The organism is Roseivirga seohaensis, from assembly GCF_001592945.1.
GTDB classification, from domain to species: Bacteria; Bacteroidota; Bacteroidia; order Cytophagales; family Cyclobacteriaceae; genus Roseivirga; species Roseivirga seohaensis.
Genome location: NZ_LRPB01000023.1, coordinates 411,384 through 427,685, shown reverse-complemented (window position 1 = coordinate 427,685; position 16,302 = coordinate 411,384). Strand labels below are relative to the sequence as shown.

The 16,302-nt window shown below is 40.2% G+C and carries 20 protein-coding genes; 6 read left to right on the top strand and 14 right to left on the bottom strand.

Translation table 11 applies throughout. The annotated features are described in order from the left end of the window. Window positions 1–3: 3 nt before the first annotated feature. From AWW67_RS08275 to AWW67_RS19140, 6 genes are all read right to left on the bottom strand, one after another. Window positions 4–1,539, bottom strand: a complete 1,536-nt coding sequence (locus AWW67_RS08275; RefSeq protein WP_062301039.1) for a GH3 auxin-responsive promoter family protein — start codon at window positions 1,537–1,539, stop codon at window positions 4–6. Then, the gene (gene lptB / locus AWW67_RS08270) at window positions 1,540–2,271 is read right to left on the bottom strand and encodes an LPS export ABC transporter ATP-binding protein (protein ID WP_053221727.1); all 732 of its coding nucleotides are present in this window, start codon (window positions 2,269–2,271) and stop codon (window positions 1,540–1,542) included. It abuts the gene before it with no gap. A gap of 24 nt (window positions 2,272–2,295) precedes the next feature. Beyond that, complete coding sequence (gene recJ / locus AWW67_RS08265; protein ID WP_062301037.1) at window positions 2,296–3,996, bottom strand: single-stranded-DNA-specific exonuclease RecJ; 1,701 nt, start codon at window positions 3,994–3,996, stop codon at window positions 2,296–2,298. A gap of 92 nt (window positions 3,997–4,088) precedes the next feature. Further along, the gene (locus AWW67_RS08260) at window positions 4,089–4,751 is read right to left on the bottom strand and encodes a hypothetical protein (RefSeq protein WP_053221725.1); all 663 of its coding nucleotides are present in this window, start codon (window positions 4,749–4,751) and stop codon (window positions 4,089–4,091) included. A gap of 56 nt (window positions 4,752–4,807) precedes the next feature. Then, window positions 4,808–6,208, bottom strand: coding sequence for a class II fumarate hydratase (gene fumC / locus AWW67_RS08255; protein WP_062301035.1), 1,401 nt, complete (start codon window positions 6,206–6,208; stop codon window positions 4,808–4,810). Window positions 6,209–6,303: 95 nt separating this feature from the next. Beyond that, window positions 6,304–6,495: a hypothetical protein gene (locus AWW67_RS19140; protein ID WP_062301033.1), complete on the bottom strand. Its 192-nt coding sequence runs from the start codon at window positions 6,493–6,495 to the stop codon at window positions 6,304–6,306. A gap of 14 nt (window positions 6,496–6,509) precedes the next feature. Between AWW67_RS19140 and AWW67_RS08245 the strand changes: the two genes are divergently transcribed. From AWW67_RS08245 to AWW67_RS08235, 3 genes are all read left to right on the top strand, one after another. Next, a complete protein-coding gene (locus AWW67_RS08245; protein WP_062301031.1) occupies window positions 6,510–7,208 on the top strand; it encodes a LiaF transmembrane domain-containing protein in 699 nt (232 codons plus the stop codon). A gap of 118 nt (window positions 7,209–7,326) precedes the next feature. Next, complete coding sequence (locus AWW67_RS08240) at window positions 7,327–8,382, top strand: sensor histidine kinase (protein ID WP_062301029.1); 1,056 nt, start codon at window positions 7,327–7,329, stop codon at window positions 8,380–8,382. After that, complete coding sequence (locus AWW67_RS08235) at window positions 8,379–9,125, top strand: LytR/AlgR family response regulator transcription factor (RefSeq protein ID WP_062301027.1); 747 nt, start codon at window positions 8,379–8,381, stop codon at window positions 9,123–9,125. The genes AWW67_RS08240 and AWW67_RS08235 overlap by 4 nt, the downstream gene beginning before the upstream one ends. Window positions 9,126–9,403: 278 nt before the next feature. Here the strand turns inward: AWW67_RS08235 and AWW67_RS08230 are convergent, their stop codons facing one another. From AWW67_RS08230 to AWW67_RS08210, 5 genes are all read right to left on the bottom strand, one after another. Further along, window positions 9,404–10,204, bottom strand: coding sequence for a TPM domain-containing protein (locus AWW67_RS08230; protein WP_062301025.1), 801 nt, complete (start codon window positions 10,202–10,204; stop codon window positions 9,404–9,406). A gap of 1 nt (window position 10,205) precedes the next feature. Further along, on the bottom strand, window positions 10,206–10,646 hold the full coding sequence (locus tag AWW67_RS08225; RefSeq protein WP_053221719.1) for a TPM domain-containing protein: 441 nt from the start codon (window positions 10,644–10,646) through the stop codon (window positions 10,206–10,208). Then, window positions 10,646–11,239 (bottom strand): LemA family protein, encoded by a 594-nt coding sequence (locus tag AWW67_RS08220; RefSeq protein ID WP_053221718.1) that lies wholly within the window; start codon window positions 11,237–11,239, stop codon window positions 10,646–10,648. Before AWW67_RS08220 ends, AWW67_RS08225 begins: the two co-directional genes overlap by 1 nt. 125 nt (window positions 11,240–11,364) lie before the next feature. Further along, window positions 11,365–11,661 (bottom strand): type II toxin-antitoxin system RelE/ParE family toxin, encoded by a 297-nt coding sequence (locus AWW67_RS08215; protein WP_053221717.1) that lies wholly within the window; start codon window positions 11,659–11,661, stop codon window positions 11,365–11,367. Then, window positions 11,652–11,879 carry a hypothetical protein gene (locus tag AWW67_RS08210; protein WP_053221716.1) on the bottom strand — a complete coding sequence of 76 codons (228 nt, stop codon included), beginning with the start codon at window positions 11,877–11,879 and terminating at the stop codon, window positions 11,652–11,654. Before AWW67_RS08210 ends, AWW67_RS08215 begins: the two co-directional genes overlap by 10 nt. Window positions 11,880–11,995: 116 nt before the next feature. Between AWW67_RS08210 and AWW67_RS08205 the strand changes: the two genes are divergently transcribed. After that, window positions 11,996–13,420, top strand: coding sequence for a pyridoxal phosphate-dependent decarboxylase family protein (locus AWW67_RS08205; RefSeq protein ID WP_062301022.1), 1,425 nt, complete (start codon window positions 11,996–11,998; stop codon window positions 13,418–13,420). Between the two features lie 67 nt (window positions 13,421–13,487). On the opposite strand, the gene AWW67_RS19000 is transcribed toward AWW67_RS08205, so the two are convergent. Further along, complete coding sequence (locus AWW67_RS19000; RefSeq protein ID WP_157608446.1) at window positions 13,488–13,625, bottom strand: hypothetical protein; 138 nt, start codon at window positions 13,623–13,625, stop codon at window positions 13,488–13,490. A gap of 188 nt (window positions 13,626–13,813) precedes the next feature. On the opposite strand from AWW67_RS19000, the gene AWW67_RS08200 reads away from it, so the two are divergent. Beyond that, complete coding sequence (locus tag AWW67_RS08200; protein ID WP_053221714.1) at window positions 13,814–14,026, top strand: helix-turn-helix transcriptional regulator; 213 nt, start codon at window positions 13,814–13,816, stop codon at window positions 14,024–14,026. On the opposite strand, the gene prfA is transcribed toward AWW67_RS08200, so the two are convergent. Beyond that, entirely contained in the window at window positions 14,027–15,100 is a 1,074-nt protein-coding gene (gene prfA / locus AWW67_RS08195) for a peptide chain release factor 1 (protein ID WP_062301020.1), read from the bottom strand. Between the two features lie 83 nt (window positions 15,101–15,183). On the opposite strand from prfA, the gene AWW67_RS08190 reads away from it, so the two are divergent. Beyond that, complete coding sequence (locus AWW67_RS08190) at window positions 15,184–15,651, top strand: hypothetical protein (protein ID WP_062301018.1); 468 nt, start codon at window positions 15,184–15,186, stop codon at window positions 15,649–15,651. Between the two features lie 3 nt (window positions 15,652–15,654). Here AWW67_RS08190 and AWW67_RS08185 read toward each other — a convergent pair whose 3' ends face one another. Then, window positions 15,655–16,227, bottom strand: coding sequence for a DNA-3-methyladenine glycosylase I (locus tag AWW67_RS08185; RefSeq protein WP_062301016.1), 573 nt, complete (start codon window positions 16,225–16,227; stop codon window positions 15,655–15,657). Window positions 16,228–16,302 lie beyond the last annotated feature (75 nt).

Genomic DNA, 16,302 nt, shown 5'->3' with positions numbered 1-16,302 from the left:
AGGCTAAACCTGTGTAGAGTGTGTTTCTAGTATCTTCAAAATATCATCGAGATACTCTCTTGTATTAGAAAGTCGAGGAACTTTATTTTGGCCGCCCAGTTTACCCCTACTCTTCATCCACTTATAAAAAGTGCCCACCTCTGCTTTATGAACTATAGGGCTGGTCAATGCCATGTCTTTATAACGCTTGGCGTCATAATCTGAATTGATTTCGCGAAGCTTTTCATCCAAAAACCTTGTGAAATCCTCTAGACTAGAGGGCTCCTTTTCAAACTCAACTACCCATTCGTGAGCAGCCTTTTCATCCTGACTAAAGTATTTAGGAGCCGCGGTAAAATTGTTTATCAAAGCACCCGTTTTTTCGGCAGCAGTGGCAATTCCTCTTTCTGCGTTTTCCACAACCAGCTCTTCTCCAAATGCATTGATATAATGCTTTGTTCTACCTGAAATTCTAATTCTATAAGGTGAAATAGAGGTAAACTGAACCGTGTCTCCGATTTTATACCTCCATAAACCAGCGTTGGTAGAAATCAGTAAAGCATAATTTTCGCCTACCTCTACCTCTTCTAAGCCTATTACCTTGGGCGAATCGCTATGGATTTCAGCAAAGGGTATAAACTCATAAAAGATGCCATAATCAAGCATGAGTAACATCTCATCAGAGTCAATTTGGTCTTGAATTCCAAAAAAGCCTTCCGATGCATTATATGTTTCCATATAGTGCATTTGGTTTGAAGGAATCATTTTCTGAAAGATGTTTTTGTAAGGGCCAAAAGCCACAGCTCCATGAAAAAACACTTCCAAGTTTGGCCAAACATCAAGAACATTATCTGTTCCTTTCAGCTCCATAATTTTCTGAAGCAGAATAATTGTCCAAGTAGGCACACCCGAAATACTGGTCACGTTCTCGTCCATGGTGGTTTTTGCCATCAATTCGATCTTCGCTTCCCATTCATCCATTAGAGCAATATCCAAAGCCGGAGTACGGACAAACCTAGTCCAGTAAGGAAGGTTTGACATGATTACCGCAGAAACATCTCCATAAAACGATTCTTGGCTGGTATCGAATTGGTTTACCTGTTGGCTTCCGCCAATCGTCAGCCCTTTGCCATCAAACATCCGAGTTTCGGGGTTGTTATTGCAGTAAATAGAAAGCATATCCTTGCCTCCTTTAAAGTGGCATTCTTCTAAAGCCTCATAAGAAACAGGGATGAATTTACTCCTAGCATTGGTGGTACCTGATGATTTAGCAAACCACTTTATATCTGATGGCCAAAGCAAATTTTGCTCACCCATCATGTTCCTTTCTATATAGGGGTTAATTTCTTCATAAGAGAAGACGGGAACGTTCTTTCTAAACTGCTCTTGATTTTGAATATCTGCGAAGCCATGAGTACGGCCAAATTCTGTATTTCGAGCTGTGGTAATCAGTTTTTTAAATAACTCATCTTGAACCTCCAATGGGTATTTCATGAAAAGGCCGATTTGGTACATCCGCTTTTTCATTACCCATGTTAGTATTGAATTAATGATTGCCACTTATACTTTCCGCTTAAGTTCGAAATTTTTGCCTAGATACACCTTTCTCACTTGCTCATCTGCTGCTAGTTCTTCTGCCGTACCGGCCTTTAAAAGTTTACCTTCAAACATAAGGTAGGCTCGGTCGGTAATGGATAGGGTTTCGTTTACGTTGTGATCTGTAATCAGAATGCCTATGTTTCTCTGCTTCAACTTAAAAACTATAGACTGAATTTCTTCTACTGCAATGGGATCTACTCCAGCAAAGGGTTCGTCAAGCAATACAAACTTTGGGTCTACAGATAAGGCTCTTGCTATTTCTGTTCGTCTTCTTTCTCCTCCAGAAAGCACCTGCCCTTTGTTTTTTCTTACATGGGTAAGGCTAAATTCTTCTAAAAGAGATTCCATTTTTTCCTTCTGAAGTTTCTTAGGCAGCTTTGTCATTTCAAGTACTGCCATAATATTTTCTTCTACCGTAAGTTTTCTGAAAACACTGGGTTCCTGGGCCAAATATCCGATACCTAATTTGGCCCTTTTAAACATAGGCAGAGGAGTGATATCTTCATCTTCAAGATAGATATTTCCTTCATTAGGCTTAATCAAGCCCACAATCATATAGAATGTAGTGGTTTTTCCTGCTCCATTTGGTCCAAGCAAACCAACGATTTCTCCTTGCTCTACTTGCACGGAAACATCGTTAACTACTTTTCTTTTTTTATATGTCTTGACGAGATTGTCGGCTCTTAACTTCATGATGGAATGGCAAAAATAGAATAATCATTCAAACTTAATATCCTTAATGAAGAGTTGAAGACTCTTATGTCCTCTAAAATCGTTCTCTTCAACGGTATAGGCCATGTGAAATTTCATGCCAGATTTTACCAAATCGAAATATTCGCCCAAGCCAAAACCTATGGCGTCAATTGAAGCGTTAGTTCCCTCTTGTTTTACTGTAAACTTAAGGTGTTGTTCTTTCAACACTTTTACATTTTCAGCATGAACGTTTTCAGAAACAAAAACGGGTTGCATGTTTTGCGGCCCAAATGGTCCCATCTGCCTAATAGTTTCATAAAACTTAAAGTTGATGTCGTCTAAAAAAATGACCAAATCAATTTTGATGGCTGGAACAAGCTGTTCTTCGGTAATTGTACTGGCCACTACCGACTCAAACCTTTCTTGAAAGGCCTCCACATTTTCAATTTCCATAGTGACACCAGCCGCATACATATGTCCACCATATTGATTGAGTAAATCGGCACATTCGGTTATGGCATTGTATACATCAAAACCCATTACTGAACGAGCCGAGCCAGTTACTTTTCCGTTGGATTCTGTCAAAATAACTGTTGGACGATAATGTTTTTCGATACAACGAGAAGCCACAATACCTATCACTCCCTTATGCCAATCTTCTTTATATAACACGGTTGATTTTGCATTGAGTAGCACCTCATCCGACTGAATCATTTGCAAGGCCTCTTCGGTAATTGAGCTATCGAAATCTCTGCGCGCATCATTCTTATCGTTGATAAGCGATGCTTTCGCATCTGCATCTTCTTCAGTTTTGGCTAAAAGTAGTTTTACCGAAGCTCTTGCGTGGTCCATTCGGCCAGCGGCATTTATTCTTGGGCCAATACCAAAAACGATACTCGAAACCGTAAAATCATTTTTATTCTTACAGAGGTCTACCAAGGCCTTCAATCCAGGTCTCGGGTCTTGGTTTAGTTTTTTGAGGCCGAAATAGGTGAGCACCCTGTTTTCCCCAGTAATGGGAACAATATCAGAAGCAATACTCACTGCCAGCAAATCGAGGTACTGAAAAAGGCGTTCTTGCGAAATTTCTTTCTTTTGGCAATAAGCCTGCAACAGCTTAAAGCCCACACCACAGCCCGAAAGTTCTTTATAAGGATATTCGCAATCTGTTCGCTTAGGGTCTAATACAGCGTAAGCCGCTGGAAGTTCATCGCCTGGGGTATGGTGGTCACAAATAATTACATCAATTCCTCCTGCTTGGGCTTGGGCAACCCTGTCGTGGGCTTTAATGCCACAATCTAGCGTAACAATAAGTGTAAAGCCGTTTTCAATGGCATATTCAATTCCGGTTTTAGAAACACCGTAGCCTTCTTTGTATCTATCTGGAATATAAAACTCAAGTGTATCGTGTGTCTCGGAAAGAAAACCGTAAAACGTGGCCACAGAAGTGGTTCCGTCTACATCGTAATCGCCATAAACGAGTATTTTCTCACCATTCTCGAGTGCCGAAGACAACCGATCTACAGCACGATCCATGTCTTTCATCAGAAAAGGGTCGTGCAATTGATCTAACTGAGGCCTAAAATAAGCTTTGGCCTCTTCATAATTTTTGATTCCCTTTTGAGCAAATAAAAAAGCTAGATTTTCTGATAGGCCAAGGTTTTCCTGAAGGGACTGTACCAACTCTGCATCTGCTTCATTATTAAATAGCCACCTCTTTTCCATGTATAAAAATAGTAAATATTGAACCTAAAAAGGATATAAAAAAGCAGTGCTTCAATAAATAAAGCACTGCTAATTTCTTATGTATGAAATGTTTACTTCGTTTTTTCTGCAGTAGGAAGCACCTCTTTAAGCGGTACTCTTTTGCCATCTCTGTAAGGTACAATCCAAGCATCTTCAACACCCATTTCTCTTAGGTATCTTTTTAGAACATTGGCGTCCTCGTAATTCCTAAAGTTGCCAATTACATATTTGCGTAAATCATCTGCTCCTTCTTCTGCAAAATCTTTAGAAGTATCTGCGTATTTTTTTAAGTCTACTTTTCTAAAAGCACCTACTTGTACCTTGAATACAACACCAATGCTGAAATCTTCGCCATTGATGATGTCGGGGTTATAAGCAGGACGTTTGTCATTTTGAGCCTTCAGGTTCTCTACTTCTTTTTGGGAAGCTTGATAGGCGGCTTGCATTCTAGTTACTTGTTTTTGCAAATCACCAATCTGACCATCCTTAGCACTCAGCTGTGTTTCAAGCGTTTGAATATCACTCAAAGCTCCAGCATTAGCTGCCTTTAGTTTAAGATGTTCCTCCGAAAGCGCCTTAAAGTCTTCTGGAGACATGGCTTTTTTCTTCTTCTTCCAAATCTTCATTTCTTGTTTGAAAGCCTTTTTTTCTGCCTTGGTCATTTCTTGACCAATAGCGGCTGTGGCAATAAACATGCCCAGCAAAAGCGTGAAAAATACTTTAGAAGTTTTCATCTTATCTTTGATTTATTTGAGTGAAACCCATTAAATGACAAATTATAACTTTAATGTCAGCTTTTCAAACTTCCGATCATATCTTCTGGTCTTACCCATTCGTCAAATTCTTCGGCTGTTAGGTATCCTAAATTAACGGCTTCTTGCTTTAAGGTAGTTCCATTCTCATGCGCGGTTTTGGCAATTTTAGCGGCTTTTTCATAACCAATTTTGGTATTTAAGGCCGTAACCAACATTAGCGAATTATTCAAATGTTGTTGAATACTGTTATAGTTTGGTTCAATTCCAACTGCGCAATTCTCTGTGAAAGAAACGCAAGCATCACCAATTAAACGTGCCGACTGTAATACATTGTATGCCATCATTGGTTTGAATACATTCAGTTCATAATGCCCTTGTGCACCCCCAACAGAAACAGCCACATCATTACCCATTACCTGGGCACAAACCATGGTCATGGCCTCGCACTGTGTTGGATTTACTTTGCCTGGCATAATTGAAGAGCCTGGTTCGTTTGATGGTATAATGATTTCACCAATTCCTGAACGAGGTCCAGAGGCTAACATTCTAATATCATTGGCAATTTTATTCAAAGAAACAGCCATTTGCTTCAAAGCTCCGTGGGTTTCTACCAAGGCATCGTGGGCCGCTAGTGCTTCAAATTTGTTTTCAGCAGTAATAAAAGGGTGGCCAGTAAACTCTGCAATTTTCTGAGCTACCAGTTCAGAATAACCTTCTGGAGTATTAATTCCCGTTCCTACCGCAGTACCCCCCAAAGCCAATTCTGAAAGGTGTTCTAAAGTATTTTTTAAGGCTTTCAAGCCATGATTCAATTGAGAAACGTAGCCAGAAAACTCTTGACCTAAAGTAAGTGGTGTAGCGTCCATTAAGTGGGTACGGCCAATTTTTACCACTTTCATAAAGTCTTGAGACTTTGCCTGAAGCGTATCTCTTAACATTTCCACTCCCGGAATAGTCGTTTCTACAATCATCTTGTAGGCCGCTATGTGCATACCTGTTGGGTAGGTATCATTAGACGACTGTGATTTATTCACATCGTCATTTGGGTGAACTTCTGTTTTGCCTTCGCCTAATTTATGCCCAGCAATTACATGCGCTCTATTGGCTACTACTTCGTTCACATTCATATTTGACTGCGTTCCCGAGCCTGTTTGCCAAATTACCAACGGAAATTGGTCATCGTGTTTTCCTTCTAAAATTTCATCACACACTTTTGAAATAAGGTCGCGCTTTTCTACCGACAAAACTCCTAAGGCGTGGTTAGTATGGGCTGCGGCTTTTTTAAGATATGCAAAACCATATACTACCTCAAGTGGCATACTGGCTTCTGGACCAATTTTAAAGTTGTTTCTAGAGCGCTCAGTTTGGGCTCCCCAATACTTGTCTGCAGGAACTTTAACGTCCCCCATGGTATCCTTTTCTATTCTATATTCCATGTGATGAGATTTTATTCAATTCAAAATTAGGCAATGAACCACTAGTTAGAAAGTAATTCGGAGATGTTATTCACCGATTATTTAAAACTGCTGAATTAGATGGTCGAAAACATTGTGCGTTTACCGAGTTCAGGCGTTCGTTCACCGAATTCAGCCAACAAAGACATGATAAAGCCACGTACATTTGAATGTGTTTCAAGCCCAAAGGTCAAAAAACACTGGTCAATTAAACAACAACAATTACTCAAAACAACAACCACAGCAGGCAGAACTTTTTCTGCCTGCATTTAACTAAAAAATTATGTCACAGTCAGCTAGTAAAAGGTATATAGTCGGAGCGCTATTTCTTGTCATCGGTTCTCTTTGGACTTTAGATAACATTGGTGTCCTTAACATTCGTCTTCCTTGGTACTTTACCGAATGGTATTCAATTCTAATACTCATCGGTATTTTAATTGCCACAGTAAGAGAAAAAGTAGGTTTGGGCTTAACCTTTGTAGCCATTGGGGCCGCTTTCTTAATAAGAGATGTATATTATCTTGACTTTAGAGACATCTTCGAATTCTGGCCAGTTATCTTCATCATTATCGGTGGGTCGCTTCTTTTCCGAAGAGGGATAGATAAAGACGGTTCTAGTGAAAAAAAAAATACTGAGTCAGAAATAGATGGCGTAGATGAAATCGCGATTTTTTGTGGAGCAGAAAGAAAAGTTACCTCGAAACAGTTTAGAGGAGGAAAGTTGACTACCATTTTTGGTGGAACTGACTTGAACCTTCTAAACGCAGAACTTGCCAGCGGCACGAATATTTTGGATGTATTTGTATTGTTTGGTGGAACTGAAATTAGAGTTCCGTCCGACATGAATGTGAAAGTACAGGTAACTGCAATTTTTGGTGGCTTTTCAGACGAAAGAAAGGTAATCACCGAAAACGAAGCCAACAACGGAAAAGAACTAGTAGTAAAAGGATTGGTGCTTTTTGGTGGGGGCGAAGTAAGGTAAAACGGTAGCTTAAATCTAGAGTATTGAGTTAGAGTTGGTCGCTCTTGATTCAATACTCTTTTTATTTTTTACCAAAGCCTTAAAAGAAATCGTTAATTTTCGTTTCGTTTAGATTTCTATGAATCACCCTTTTATAAAGAACAAAGGCATTATTTTTTATACCGCAGCGTGGTTATTCATTGCCATTCTATTTGGGCTGGCGCTAAGGTATTTTTACGATTTCAGTACAAAAGAGGCAAACATTGATAGCTTCATTTTTAACGGTACTTTCTATTGTTTAGGCCTCGCCTTTTGGTTTGTAGTACGTTATAACTCATTTGATTCTTCCCAAATTCTCAACCTTATTGTAAGTCATTTGGCCGCGGCAGCACTTTCTGTAGCCGCTGGGGTTTTTATTACAATAACAGTTTTAAAAAACATATTACCACAAACTGAGGAATCGTTGGTTTATCTGAATAGCTCAGTTGTTTGGCGGTCGGGTTTAGGTTTGCTCTACTACGCGGTGCTTATTTTGGTCTATCACCTTATAAAATATTATGATGATTTAAGAGATAGAGGCCAACAGCAAGCCCAGCTTGAAACCATGCTGAAGGAGTCGGAGTTGGAGATGTTGAAATCGCAGATCAATCCTCACTTTATATTTAATAGCCTTAACTCAATCGCTTCGCTTACCATAACGGCTCCAAACCAAGCACGCGAAATGGTGGTAAAGCTTTCTGATTTTCTTCGCTATTCCTTAGGTAAAGAAAATCATCAGCTGAATACTTTGGAAGAAGAAATGGCCAACCTGATGCTCTACCTAGAAATAGAGAAAGTCCGTTTTGGCGATCGACTTCAAGTAGAAACTCAAATTGAAATTGACGCTTTAAACCTCACTTTACCCAACCTTATTCTTCAGCCCTTAATTGAAAACGCTGTTAAACATGGCATTTATGAAAGCTTAGAAGATGTGACCATTCGGGTAACAGCAAAAACCGAAAATGGTATTCTTCGGCTTTCCATGACCAACGAGTTCGACCCAAAAGCCGTGAGCAAAAAAGGAAAGGGCATTGGGCTTAAAAATGTGCGTGAACGTTTGCGCGTCATTTATGGTGTGCCGAAATTGGTGTTTACTGAAACCAACGAAAATCTATTTACCGTCCGTTTAGACATTCCCCAACCCAGCGAAAAATGATCAAAGCCATAATAGTTGACGATGAAAAATTAGCCCGCGATATTATCAAGGCTTATTTACAAAACTTTGCTCAAGTGGAAGTGATTGCAGAATGCGGTGATGGTTTTCAGGGTTTAAAGGCTATTCAGGAACACGAACCAGATTTGCTTTTTCTGGACATTCAAATGCCCAAAATCACGGGTTTTGAAATGCTAGAGTTAATTGAAAACCCTCCAGTGGTCATCTTCAGCACCGCTTTCGATCAGTATGCTATCAAAGCTTTTGAACTGAATGCCACCGATTATTTACTAAAGCCTTATGCCGAAGAGCGCTTTAAAGGAGCGGTGCAAAAAGCGATCGATAAAATTCAAACCAAAACTTCTGCCCAAAAAGAAATTGAAACTTTAACAGAAAAACGCGAAGAGCTTTCGGAAGGTATTGATCGATTGGTGGTGAAAACTGGAAACAAAATCCATATTCTAGGCTTAGACCAAATTGCGCATTTCGAGGCGCAAGATGATTACGTAGCCATTCATTCAGACCAAGGTAAATTTTTGAAATTGATGCGTATGAAGCACCTGGAAGATAATCTTCCTTCTGGTAACTTTATTCGTGTACATCGTTCTCACATCGTCTCCATTAAGCACATCGAGAAGCTGGAGCTTTACGAAAAGGACTCTTATTTACTCAGCCTAAAAACAGGCGCTCAATTGCCTGTAAGCCGCAGTGGGCACAGTAAGTTGAAAGAGGTGTTGAAGTATTGAAGTGTTTGTGTGTTGAGGTGTAGACGTGCCGTTTTAAGCTTTTCAACCTATTTTAGGACAAGAAAGTCCACCCCCTGCCCCCGCCAGCGGGGGATAATTACATCAGATTCCGTTGATACTTTTGTGCTCCACCTTTTTTGTTAACTCTCATAGCAGTCCCTCCTTGAGGAGGGTTGGGAGGTGAACAATCTAAATGCTTTTCAAAATCGAGTTTTCAATCAAAAAGCCCCTTCCAATTTCTTGAAAGGGGTTCAAATATCTTTTTAATTGAATTAGGTTTACCAGCTTCCGCCAGAACCGCCACCTCCGAAGCTTCCGCCACCGAAACCGCCAAAGCCGCCTCCACCACCGAAGCCAGAGCCTCCACCAAATGAGCCTCCGCCTCCACGAAAATTGTCCCATTTGTCGTTATGATTTCCACCTCCGCTGCCCATCATAAGCCAAGCCCACCATGGAATACCTCGCGAACCATGACTATTACCTCTTCTTTTTCCCACCAAAGCCGGAATGATAAAGAAGAAAAGAATAAACAGCGTGAAGAATGGAAAACCACCACCGCCATCTCCAGTTCTTCCGCTCGCTACATCATCAGAAGTATATTCGCCAGAGGCCAGTTTAAAGATCACCGTTGTGGCATCGTCTAAGCCTTTATAGAAGTTACCTTCTCTAAAACGTGGAGTCATATAATCTTCACGAATGGTGTAAGTTGCGGCATCGGTAATAGAACCTTCCATACCATAGCCAGAAACAATAGCCGCCTTTCTATCATTAATGGATACAACTATAAAGATCCCATTATCTTTATTCGCTTGGCCAACACCCCATTTTTGCGCTGTTTGCTGAGCAAAATCCACCACCTCGTATCCACCCAGTGACTCTACAATAAGAATTGACACTTGGGTTGAAGTAGTATCCTCGTAATTCAAGAGTTTTTGCTCAAGCGCATTCGCTTCAGCAGTTGATAAGGTTGTGCCCGTAAAGTCATTTACCAATCGCTTTTGGCTGGGTTTCTCTGGGATTCCCTGCGCAAAAGCAAGTGCTTGACTGAAGATTAAGACTATGGTAAGTAAGTATCGCATATTAATTTTTTCCGAATGAGATGTCGTCTGACAGTTCGTTTTTGTCGTCCTTTTGGTAAGGAAAATGCTCCTTTAGCTTTTCTCCCGCACATAGGATTCCTTCCACCAAACCTGTAGTAAGATTCCCGTTTTTGAAATGGGCCAACATTTTATCCTTGGTGGTATCCCAAAAATCATCCCCCACTTTTTGATTAATGCCGGCATCGCCAATAATGGCAAAGCGGTGATCTTTCACCGCCATGTAAATCAATACGCCATTTCTAGCATCCGTTTTATGCATTTGCAACTTAGAAAACATTTGGGAGGCCCTATCGAGTACATTTTCCGTTTTGCAATGGTTTTCCAAATGCACTCGAACCTCTCCGCTGGTGTTCAATTCAGCTTCCTGAATTGCCGCTTTGATTCGCTTTTTCTGGTCGCTACTGAATAAATCCTCAGCCATTAGTCAAAAGTTACTTCTGGTGCTACATCAGACCCTGGCTTTGACTCAAAGTATCCCTTCTTCTCAAAACCAAACATACCCGCAATGATGTTTTTAGGGAAGGTTTTGATGAAAGTATTGTATCCTTGAACTGCTGTGTTGAAATTTCTTCTTTCTACAGCAATTCTATTTTCTGTTCCTTCTAATTGAACTTGAAGCTGACTAAACTGAGTGCTCGCTTTTAAATCAGGGTAGCGCTCTACTGTTACCAAAAGTCTGCTCAAAGCCGAACTCACCCCTTGTTGTGCTTGCTCAAATTGGGCAATGGCATCTGGGCTTAAGTTTTCTGGGTTGATACTTACCGAAGTAGCTTTGGCCCTCGCTTCAATAACACCTGTTAAAGTTTCTTGCTCAAAATCGGCATAGCCTTTTACTGTGTTTACCAAGTTTGGAATAAGGTCTGACCTTCTTTGATATTGGTTTTCAACTTGCGCCCAAGCACCACTGATGCTTTCCTCGCGTTGAACCATTCCGTTATAAGATCCTTTAAAAGTAGAGTAACCGATGATGACCACAAGAGCAACAACGATTAAAACAATCCATTTCGTTTTCATAATTTTTAGTGCTTTAGATTAAAGTACGTTCTTAGGCCTGCAAGATATATGCTAACTTTGTTTTCGGACAATATGGCGGATAAACGTATTGAAAACAGAGTTGTGATCGCTGTAATAGTTAAAGATTATCCTTTCAATGGTTTTCTTCTTGCCGAACGAATATTGATAAGTTGTATTTGATTCGTTTTCTTAACTAGCCTGTAAGTGAGTATGGTGTATTTATTAATTGGGCCTCGATAAACGTTTTCTTGCTTTTCCGTTTTTTCAAGCATTTCTGGATAGAGTTTAAGCAACTCAAAAAATTCTGTGGATTGTTTAACAAAGCGTTTTACTTCCTTATCAGTAAAGTTCTTCTCTAAATATTTAATGGTATTATCGAAGCCAGCAATTGCGCGCTTTGTCCAAACTATCTCTAACGCCATTTGTCGTATTTAGACATTACCTTATCATGTGGTATTAGCTCTCCTTTGTCAGCCTGCGCCAAACCTTCGTTTATTTCGGACTTTTCATCCTCACTAATTTCATCCCACCAATCTATTTCTTTAGATTTTTTAAAAGCGACTAACTCAGAAATAGTATTGGAATCCCTCAAACTAGCCAGCCATTCAATCAACCTTAATTTTTCCGCCTGAATATCCATACATGAAAGTAACGAATTCTATGGAAAATAGTAAATCGAAAGTTTGAAGCCGATTCCATTAAGTATCTTCAGTTATCTTTGGTCACATTCAATGTTGAGTAGAAAGCAATAAAATAATGGATAACGATTCTTTTAGAAAACACGCCCACAGCCTTGTGGACTGGATGGCCGATTACCTACAAAACGTAGAAGAATATCCCGTTTTACCCGATGTAAAGCCGGGTGATATAAAAAAGCAGTTCCCGAAACTCCCTCCCGAGCAATCGGAGCAGTTTGAGGCCATTTTTGCCGATTTCAAGCAACAAATTGTGCCAGGAATGACCCACTGGGAGAGCCCTAATTTTATGGCTTACTTCCCTGGCAATAAAAGTATGCCTTCCATTTTGGGTGAAATGCTCACTGCTACTTTAGGTGCACAATGCATGATTTGGCTTACCTCGCCTGCCGCAGCCGAGTTGGAGGAGCAAATGATGGAGTGGATGAAAGAAATGCTGGCCTTGCCAAAGCATTTTACTGGTGTAATTCAAGATACGGCTTCTACCGCTACGCTTTGTGCCATTCTTACTGCGCGAGAAAAAGCTTCGGGTTATAAAGTGAATGAAGAAGGTTTTTCTGGAGCAGAAAAATACATAGTGTACGCTTCAAACCAAATTCACTCTTCCATTGATAAGGCAGTAAAAATTGCAGGCATAGGCTCAAATAACCTTCGCAAGGTAAATGTAGATGAAGCTTTTGCTTTAGACCCTGCGCATTTAGAAGCACTAATCAAAAAAGACATTGCTGAAGGAAGAAAGCCACTTTGTGTAGTGTCTGCCATAGGCACCACAAGCACAACGGCCATCGACCCAATTATGGCCATTAGCAAAATTTGCCAGAAGTATGATATTTGGCACCATGTAGATGCCGCTTATGCAGGCACGGCTCTAGTTTTACCAGAAATGCGTTGGATGGCAGAGGGTGTTGAATTGGCAGACTCCTTTGTTTTCAACCCGCATAAATGGATGTTCACCAATTTTGACTGCACGGCTTATTATGTAAAAGACCCTCGTGCCTTAATCAATACCTTCGCTATTTCACCCGATTACTTAAAAACCTCAGTAGACGATGAGGTAAAAAATTACCGTGATTGGGGCGTGCCTTTAGGGAGAAGATTCCGAGCACTCAAACTCTGGTTTGTAATTCGCGAAATGGGTGTTGAAGGCATTCAAGCTAAAATCAGAAAGCATATTGCACTTGGTCAATGGCTGAAAACCGAAATTGAAAAGCACCCTGATTTTGAGCTTTTAGCGCCAGTTCCACTAAACACAATTTGTTTTAGGTTTGCTCCAAATATTAGCGAGGACAAACTGGATAGTTTGAATGAAGAAATAATGAACAGGGTGAATGCTACAGGAAAGCTCTTTTTTGCCCAAACCAAATTGAATAATAAGTTTTCGTTACGACTGGCCTTTGGAAATACAAACCTAGAAGCCAAACATGTAGAAAACGCTTGGGCTTTAATTCAAGAAAAAGCAAAAGGGGTTTTGGCCAGTGAATACTAACCAGAAGGAATGATTAAAGGCCAATTTTTAGTTGACCTATGAAATAAAGAAATGGGGAGAAATAGACTTAGTGCTCTCCTTCTTTTTTCTTCTTTCCTTTAAAAAGGGCATCGTGCTGACTTAAAGCAGCTACAAAGCCAACAAGAATTACAACAATCCAAATAAAGGTATTAGCTCCAGAAGCAATTGGTGGGTCGAATAACATGGTTTCTTCTTTTATTATGGGGGGCAAAGATAAATCAAAATGCCAATGTTAAGAAACTGTTCACGAATTTTTAACAGCCTTGTAACATTCTGTTCGTTTTAGGAACAAAAATGTAATATAAACTTAACTAATTAAAAGGCCGTTCAAAGGGCTGATCGTTCTAGTTTTACGTAAGAATTGGAATCAAAATGAAAAACACACTCCGCGAAGAGCGCAAGCGAAAAAAGATAACTCAGGAACAACTGGCCAGCCTTGCAGGAGTATCGCGACAAAGCATCAATGCAATTGAGCGCGGTAAATACACGCCATCTACCACTCTGGCCCTTAAAATTTCTGAGATTTTCAATACTACAGTAAACCGATTGTTTGAGCTAGAACCGATGGATTACCAAGCTAAGTAATTAAACCATACTGTCTTGTGCCATTTTTTCAGAGGCTTCGGCCATTCTTAAACGCTCTACAAACTCGCCAATTTCGCCATCCATCACGGTAGGTAAATTGTGTTGAGAATAACCAATTCTATGATCTGTAACGCGGCCCTGAGGATAGTTATAAGTTCTAATTTTATCGGACCTATCGGCACTGCCTACTAAAGATTTTCGTTTTCCTGCCTGTTCGTCTTCCTGCTTTTTCAACTCAATTTCGTACATACGCGAGCGAAGAACACTCAATGCCTTATCGAAGTTTTTATGTTGGGAACGCCCATCTTGGCATTCTACCACAATACCCGTAGGTATGTGCGTCAGTCGAACAGCGGATTCTGTTTTGTTTACGTGCTGACCACCCGCACCTGACGAACGATAGGTGTCTTTCCGAACATCTTTCATATCGAGGTGAACATCCACATCTTCCACTTCGGGTAAAACTGCTACTGAAGCAGCTGAAGTATGTACTCGCCCTTGAGACTCGGTTACAGGAACACGTTGCACACGGTGAACGCCCGATTCAAATTTTAAAGCTCCGTAAACGTCTTCGCCAGAAACGCCAAAAGTGATTTCTTTAAAACCACCAGAAGCCGCTTCGTTTACATTGATGAGTTCCTTCTTCCAGCCTTTGCTTTCAATGTACCTGTCATACATTCTGTATAAATCACCAGCAAAAATTGCAGCTTCATCACCACCAGCACCTGCTCTAATTTCCATGATTACATCCTTAGAGTCATCAGGGTCTTTAGGAATAAGCATTACCTTTAGCTCTTCTTCTATTTCCTCTTTTCGCTCAGACAGTTCACTGATTTCCATTTTGGCCATCTCACGAAACTCTTCATCTTTTTCAGTTTTCAGAAGTTCTTTGGATGACTCAATATTTTCATTCACATTGATATATTCATCATAGACCGTCACAATCTTCTCTAAGTCTTTGTATTCCTTGTTCAGTTTAGAGTAATGCTTCATGTCTGTCATGGCATCAGGCTGTACAAGGAGCTGACCTACTTCTTCGAATCGTGCTTTAAGTGTCTCTAGCTTGTCAATCATATTTATGCGAATTAATCCACAAAATTAACAAACAATTGACAAGGCTGTTAATTTTACACCCAACTGAGTAAATATTTTATTTCATGAAAAAGCTAAGCATCGTAATTCTCGCTCTTTTGGCTTTCAATTGTTCTAACCAAAAGGTAGATACAAAAAAGGCGCTTCAAGACATGAAAAGCCAGGAAATTCAGGTGGTGTCGGATGTGCAAATCATTGAAAAAGCCAAGGAAATAGGCGATAGTATTTCCGCTAAACTCAAGGTAAATCTTGAAGAAGAAAAAGTAGTCTGGACAGCAGTCGAATCAGCAGATATTGAAGTAAAGGGTTTTGCTTTCAACGAAGAAAATAGCTTAGAGGGAAAAGGGAAAGCCATTTATGAAGCTTACCAATACAATAGTAAAAACGACATTAAATCGCCTGGAAACGTTCAATTCATGGAAGACACTCAATTTGTGTTGTATTCATCTGCTATGGTAGCAGAAGGCAAAGAAGTGGGAATGTGGTACATAAAAATTCCGCGTAAAACGATTGTTTTGAGCGTTTCCCAATAAAGACTATTTTCCGCTTAGCGCCTTGTATCTAAAACAGTCTGTGGTATGGTCCATTACCAAGCCGCAGGCCTGCATATAGGCGTACATTATTGTACTGCCAACAAATTTAAACCCTCGCTTTTTCAAATCTTTGCTCAGTGCATCTGATTCAGGGGTAGTGGCAGGCACTTGCTTCATGCTTTCCCAAGCATTCACAATGGGCTTTCCGCCTACAAAAGACCATACGTATTTGTCGAAAGAACCGAACTCTTTTTGCACCGCTATAAATTTCTGGGCATTAATCACCGTTCCAGCAACCTTTAGTCGATTTCGAATAATGGCGGGGTTTTGAAGTATAATTTCTACTTCGGCTGGAGTAAATTCCGCAACGGCCTCCACATTAAAATCGGCAAATAGCTGACGATAGCCTTCTCTTTTCTTCAAAACGGTCGACCAACTTAAACCTGCTTGTGCGCCTTCTAAAATCAAAAATTCGAAATGCGTTTTATCGTCATGCACAGGCACGCCCCATTCCTCATCGTGGTATCTTTCGTATTCTTCAAAGGTGTTTTCGCACCAAGTGCAGCGTTTTTTCATATTATGAAATTAAGGAATATTAATCTGAATTTAAGCTAGTTTTAATAAGAGTGTTTTAGGTTCGAAGAAATTTAA

What these genes read in the sequence shown, in the direction of transcription:
- AWW67_RS08220 (WP_053221718.1), bottom strand. Translation starts at nt 11,239, where the DNA reads ATGAAAACGAAATGGATTGTTTTAATCGTTGTTGCTCTTGTGGTCATC.
- AWW67_RS08235 (WP_062301027.1), top strand. Translation starts at nt 8,379, where the DNA reads ATGATCAAAGCCATAATAGTTGACGATGAAAAATTAGCCCGCGATATT.
- AWW67_RS08190 (WP_062301018.1), top strand. Translation starts at nt 15,184, where the DNA reads ATGAAAAAGCTAAGCATCGTAATTCTCGCTCTTTTGGCTTTCAATTGT.
- AWW67_RS08185 (WP_062301016.1), bottom strand. Translation starts at nt 16,227, where the DNA reads ATGAAAAAACGCTGCACTTGGTGCGAAAACACCTTTGAAGAATACGAA.
- AWW67_RS08240 (WP_062301029.1), top strand. Translation starts at nt 7,327, where the DNA reads ATGAATCACCCTTTTATAAAGAACAAAGGCATTATTTTTTATACCGCA.
- AWW67_RS08200 (WP_053221714.1), top strand. Translation starts at nt 13,814, where the DNA reads ATGAAAAACACACTCCGCGAAGAGCGCAAGCGAAAAAAGATAACTCAG.
- AWW67_RS08225 (WP_053221719.1), bottom strand. Translation starts at nt 10,646, where the DNA reads ATGGCTGAGGATTTATTCAGTAGCGACCAGAAAAAGCGAATCAAAGCG.
- fumC (WP_062301035.1), bottom strand. Translation starts at nt 6,208, where the DNA reads ATGGAATATAGAATAGAAAAGGATACCATGGGGGACGTTAAAGTTCCT.
- AWW67_RS08205 (WP_062301022.1), top strand. Translation starts at nt 11,996, where the DNA reads ATGGATAACGATTCTTTTAGAAAACACGCCCACAGCCTTGTGGACTGG.
- AWW67_RS19000 (WP_157608446.1), bottom strand. Translation starts at nt 13,625, where the DNA reads ATGTTATTCGACCCACCAATTGCTTCTGGAGCTAATACCTTTATTTGG.
- AWW67_RS08230 (WP_062301025.1), bottom strand. Translation starts at nt 10,204, where the DNA reads ATGCGATACTTACTTACCATAGTCTTAATCTTCAGTCAAGCACTTGCT.
- recJ (WP_062301037.1), bottom strand. Translation starts at nt 3,996, where the DNA reads ATGGAAAAGAGGTGGCTATTTAATAATGAAGCAGATGCAGAGTTGGTA.
- lptB (WP_053221727.1), bottom strand. Translation starts at nt 2,271, where the DNA reads ATGAAGTTAAGAGCCGACAATCTCGTCAAGACATATAAAAAAAGAAAA.
- AWW67_RS08210 (WP_053221716.1), bottom strand. Translation starts at nt 11,879, where the DNA reads ATGGATATTCAGGCGGAAAAATTAAGGTTGATTGAATGGCTGGCTAGT.
- AWW67_RS19140 (WP_062301033.1), bottom strand. Translation starts at nt 6,495, where the DNA reads ATGCAGGCAGAAAAAGTTCTGCCTGCTGTGGTTGTTGTTTTGAGTAAT.
- AWW67_RS08245 (WP_062301031.1), top strand. Translation starts at nt 6,510, where the DNA reads ATGTCACAGTCAGCTAGTAAAAGGTATATAGTCGGAGCGCTATTTCTT.
- AWW67_RS08215 (WP_053221717.1), bottom strand. Translation starts at nt 11,661, where the DNA reads ATGGCGTTAGAGATAGTTTGGACAAAGCGCGCAATTGCTGGCTTCGAT.
- prfA (WP_062301020.1), bottom strand. Translation starts at nt 15,100, where the DNA reads ATGATTGACAAGCTAGAGACACTTAAAGCACGATTCGAAGAAGTAGGT.
- AWW67_RS08260 (WP_053221725.1), bottom strand. Translation starts at nt 4,751, where the DNA reads ATGAAAACTTCTAAAGTATTTTTCACGCTTTTGCTGGGCATGTTTATT.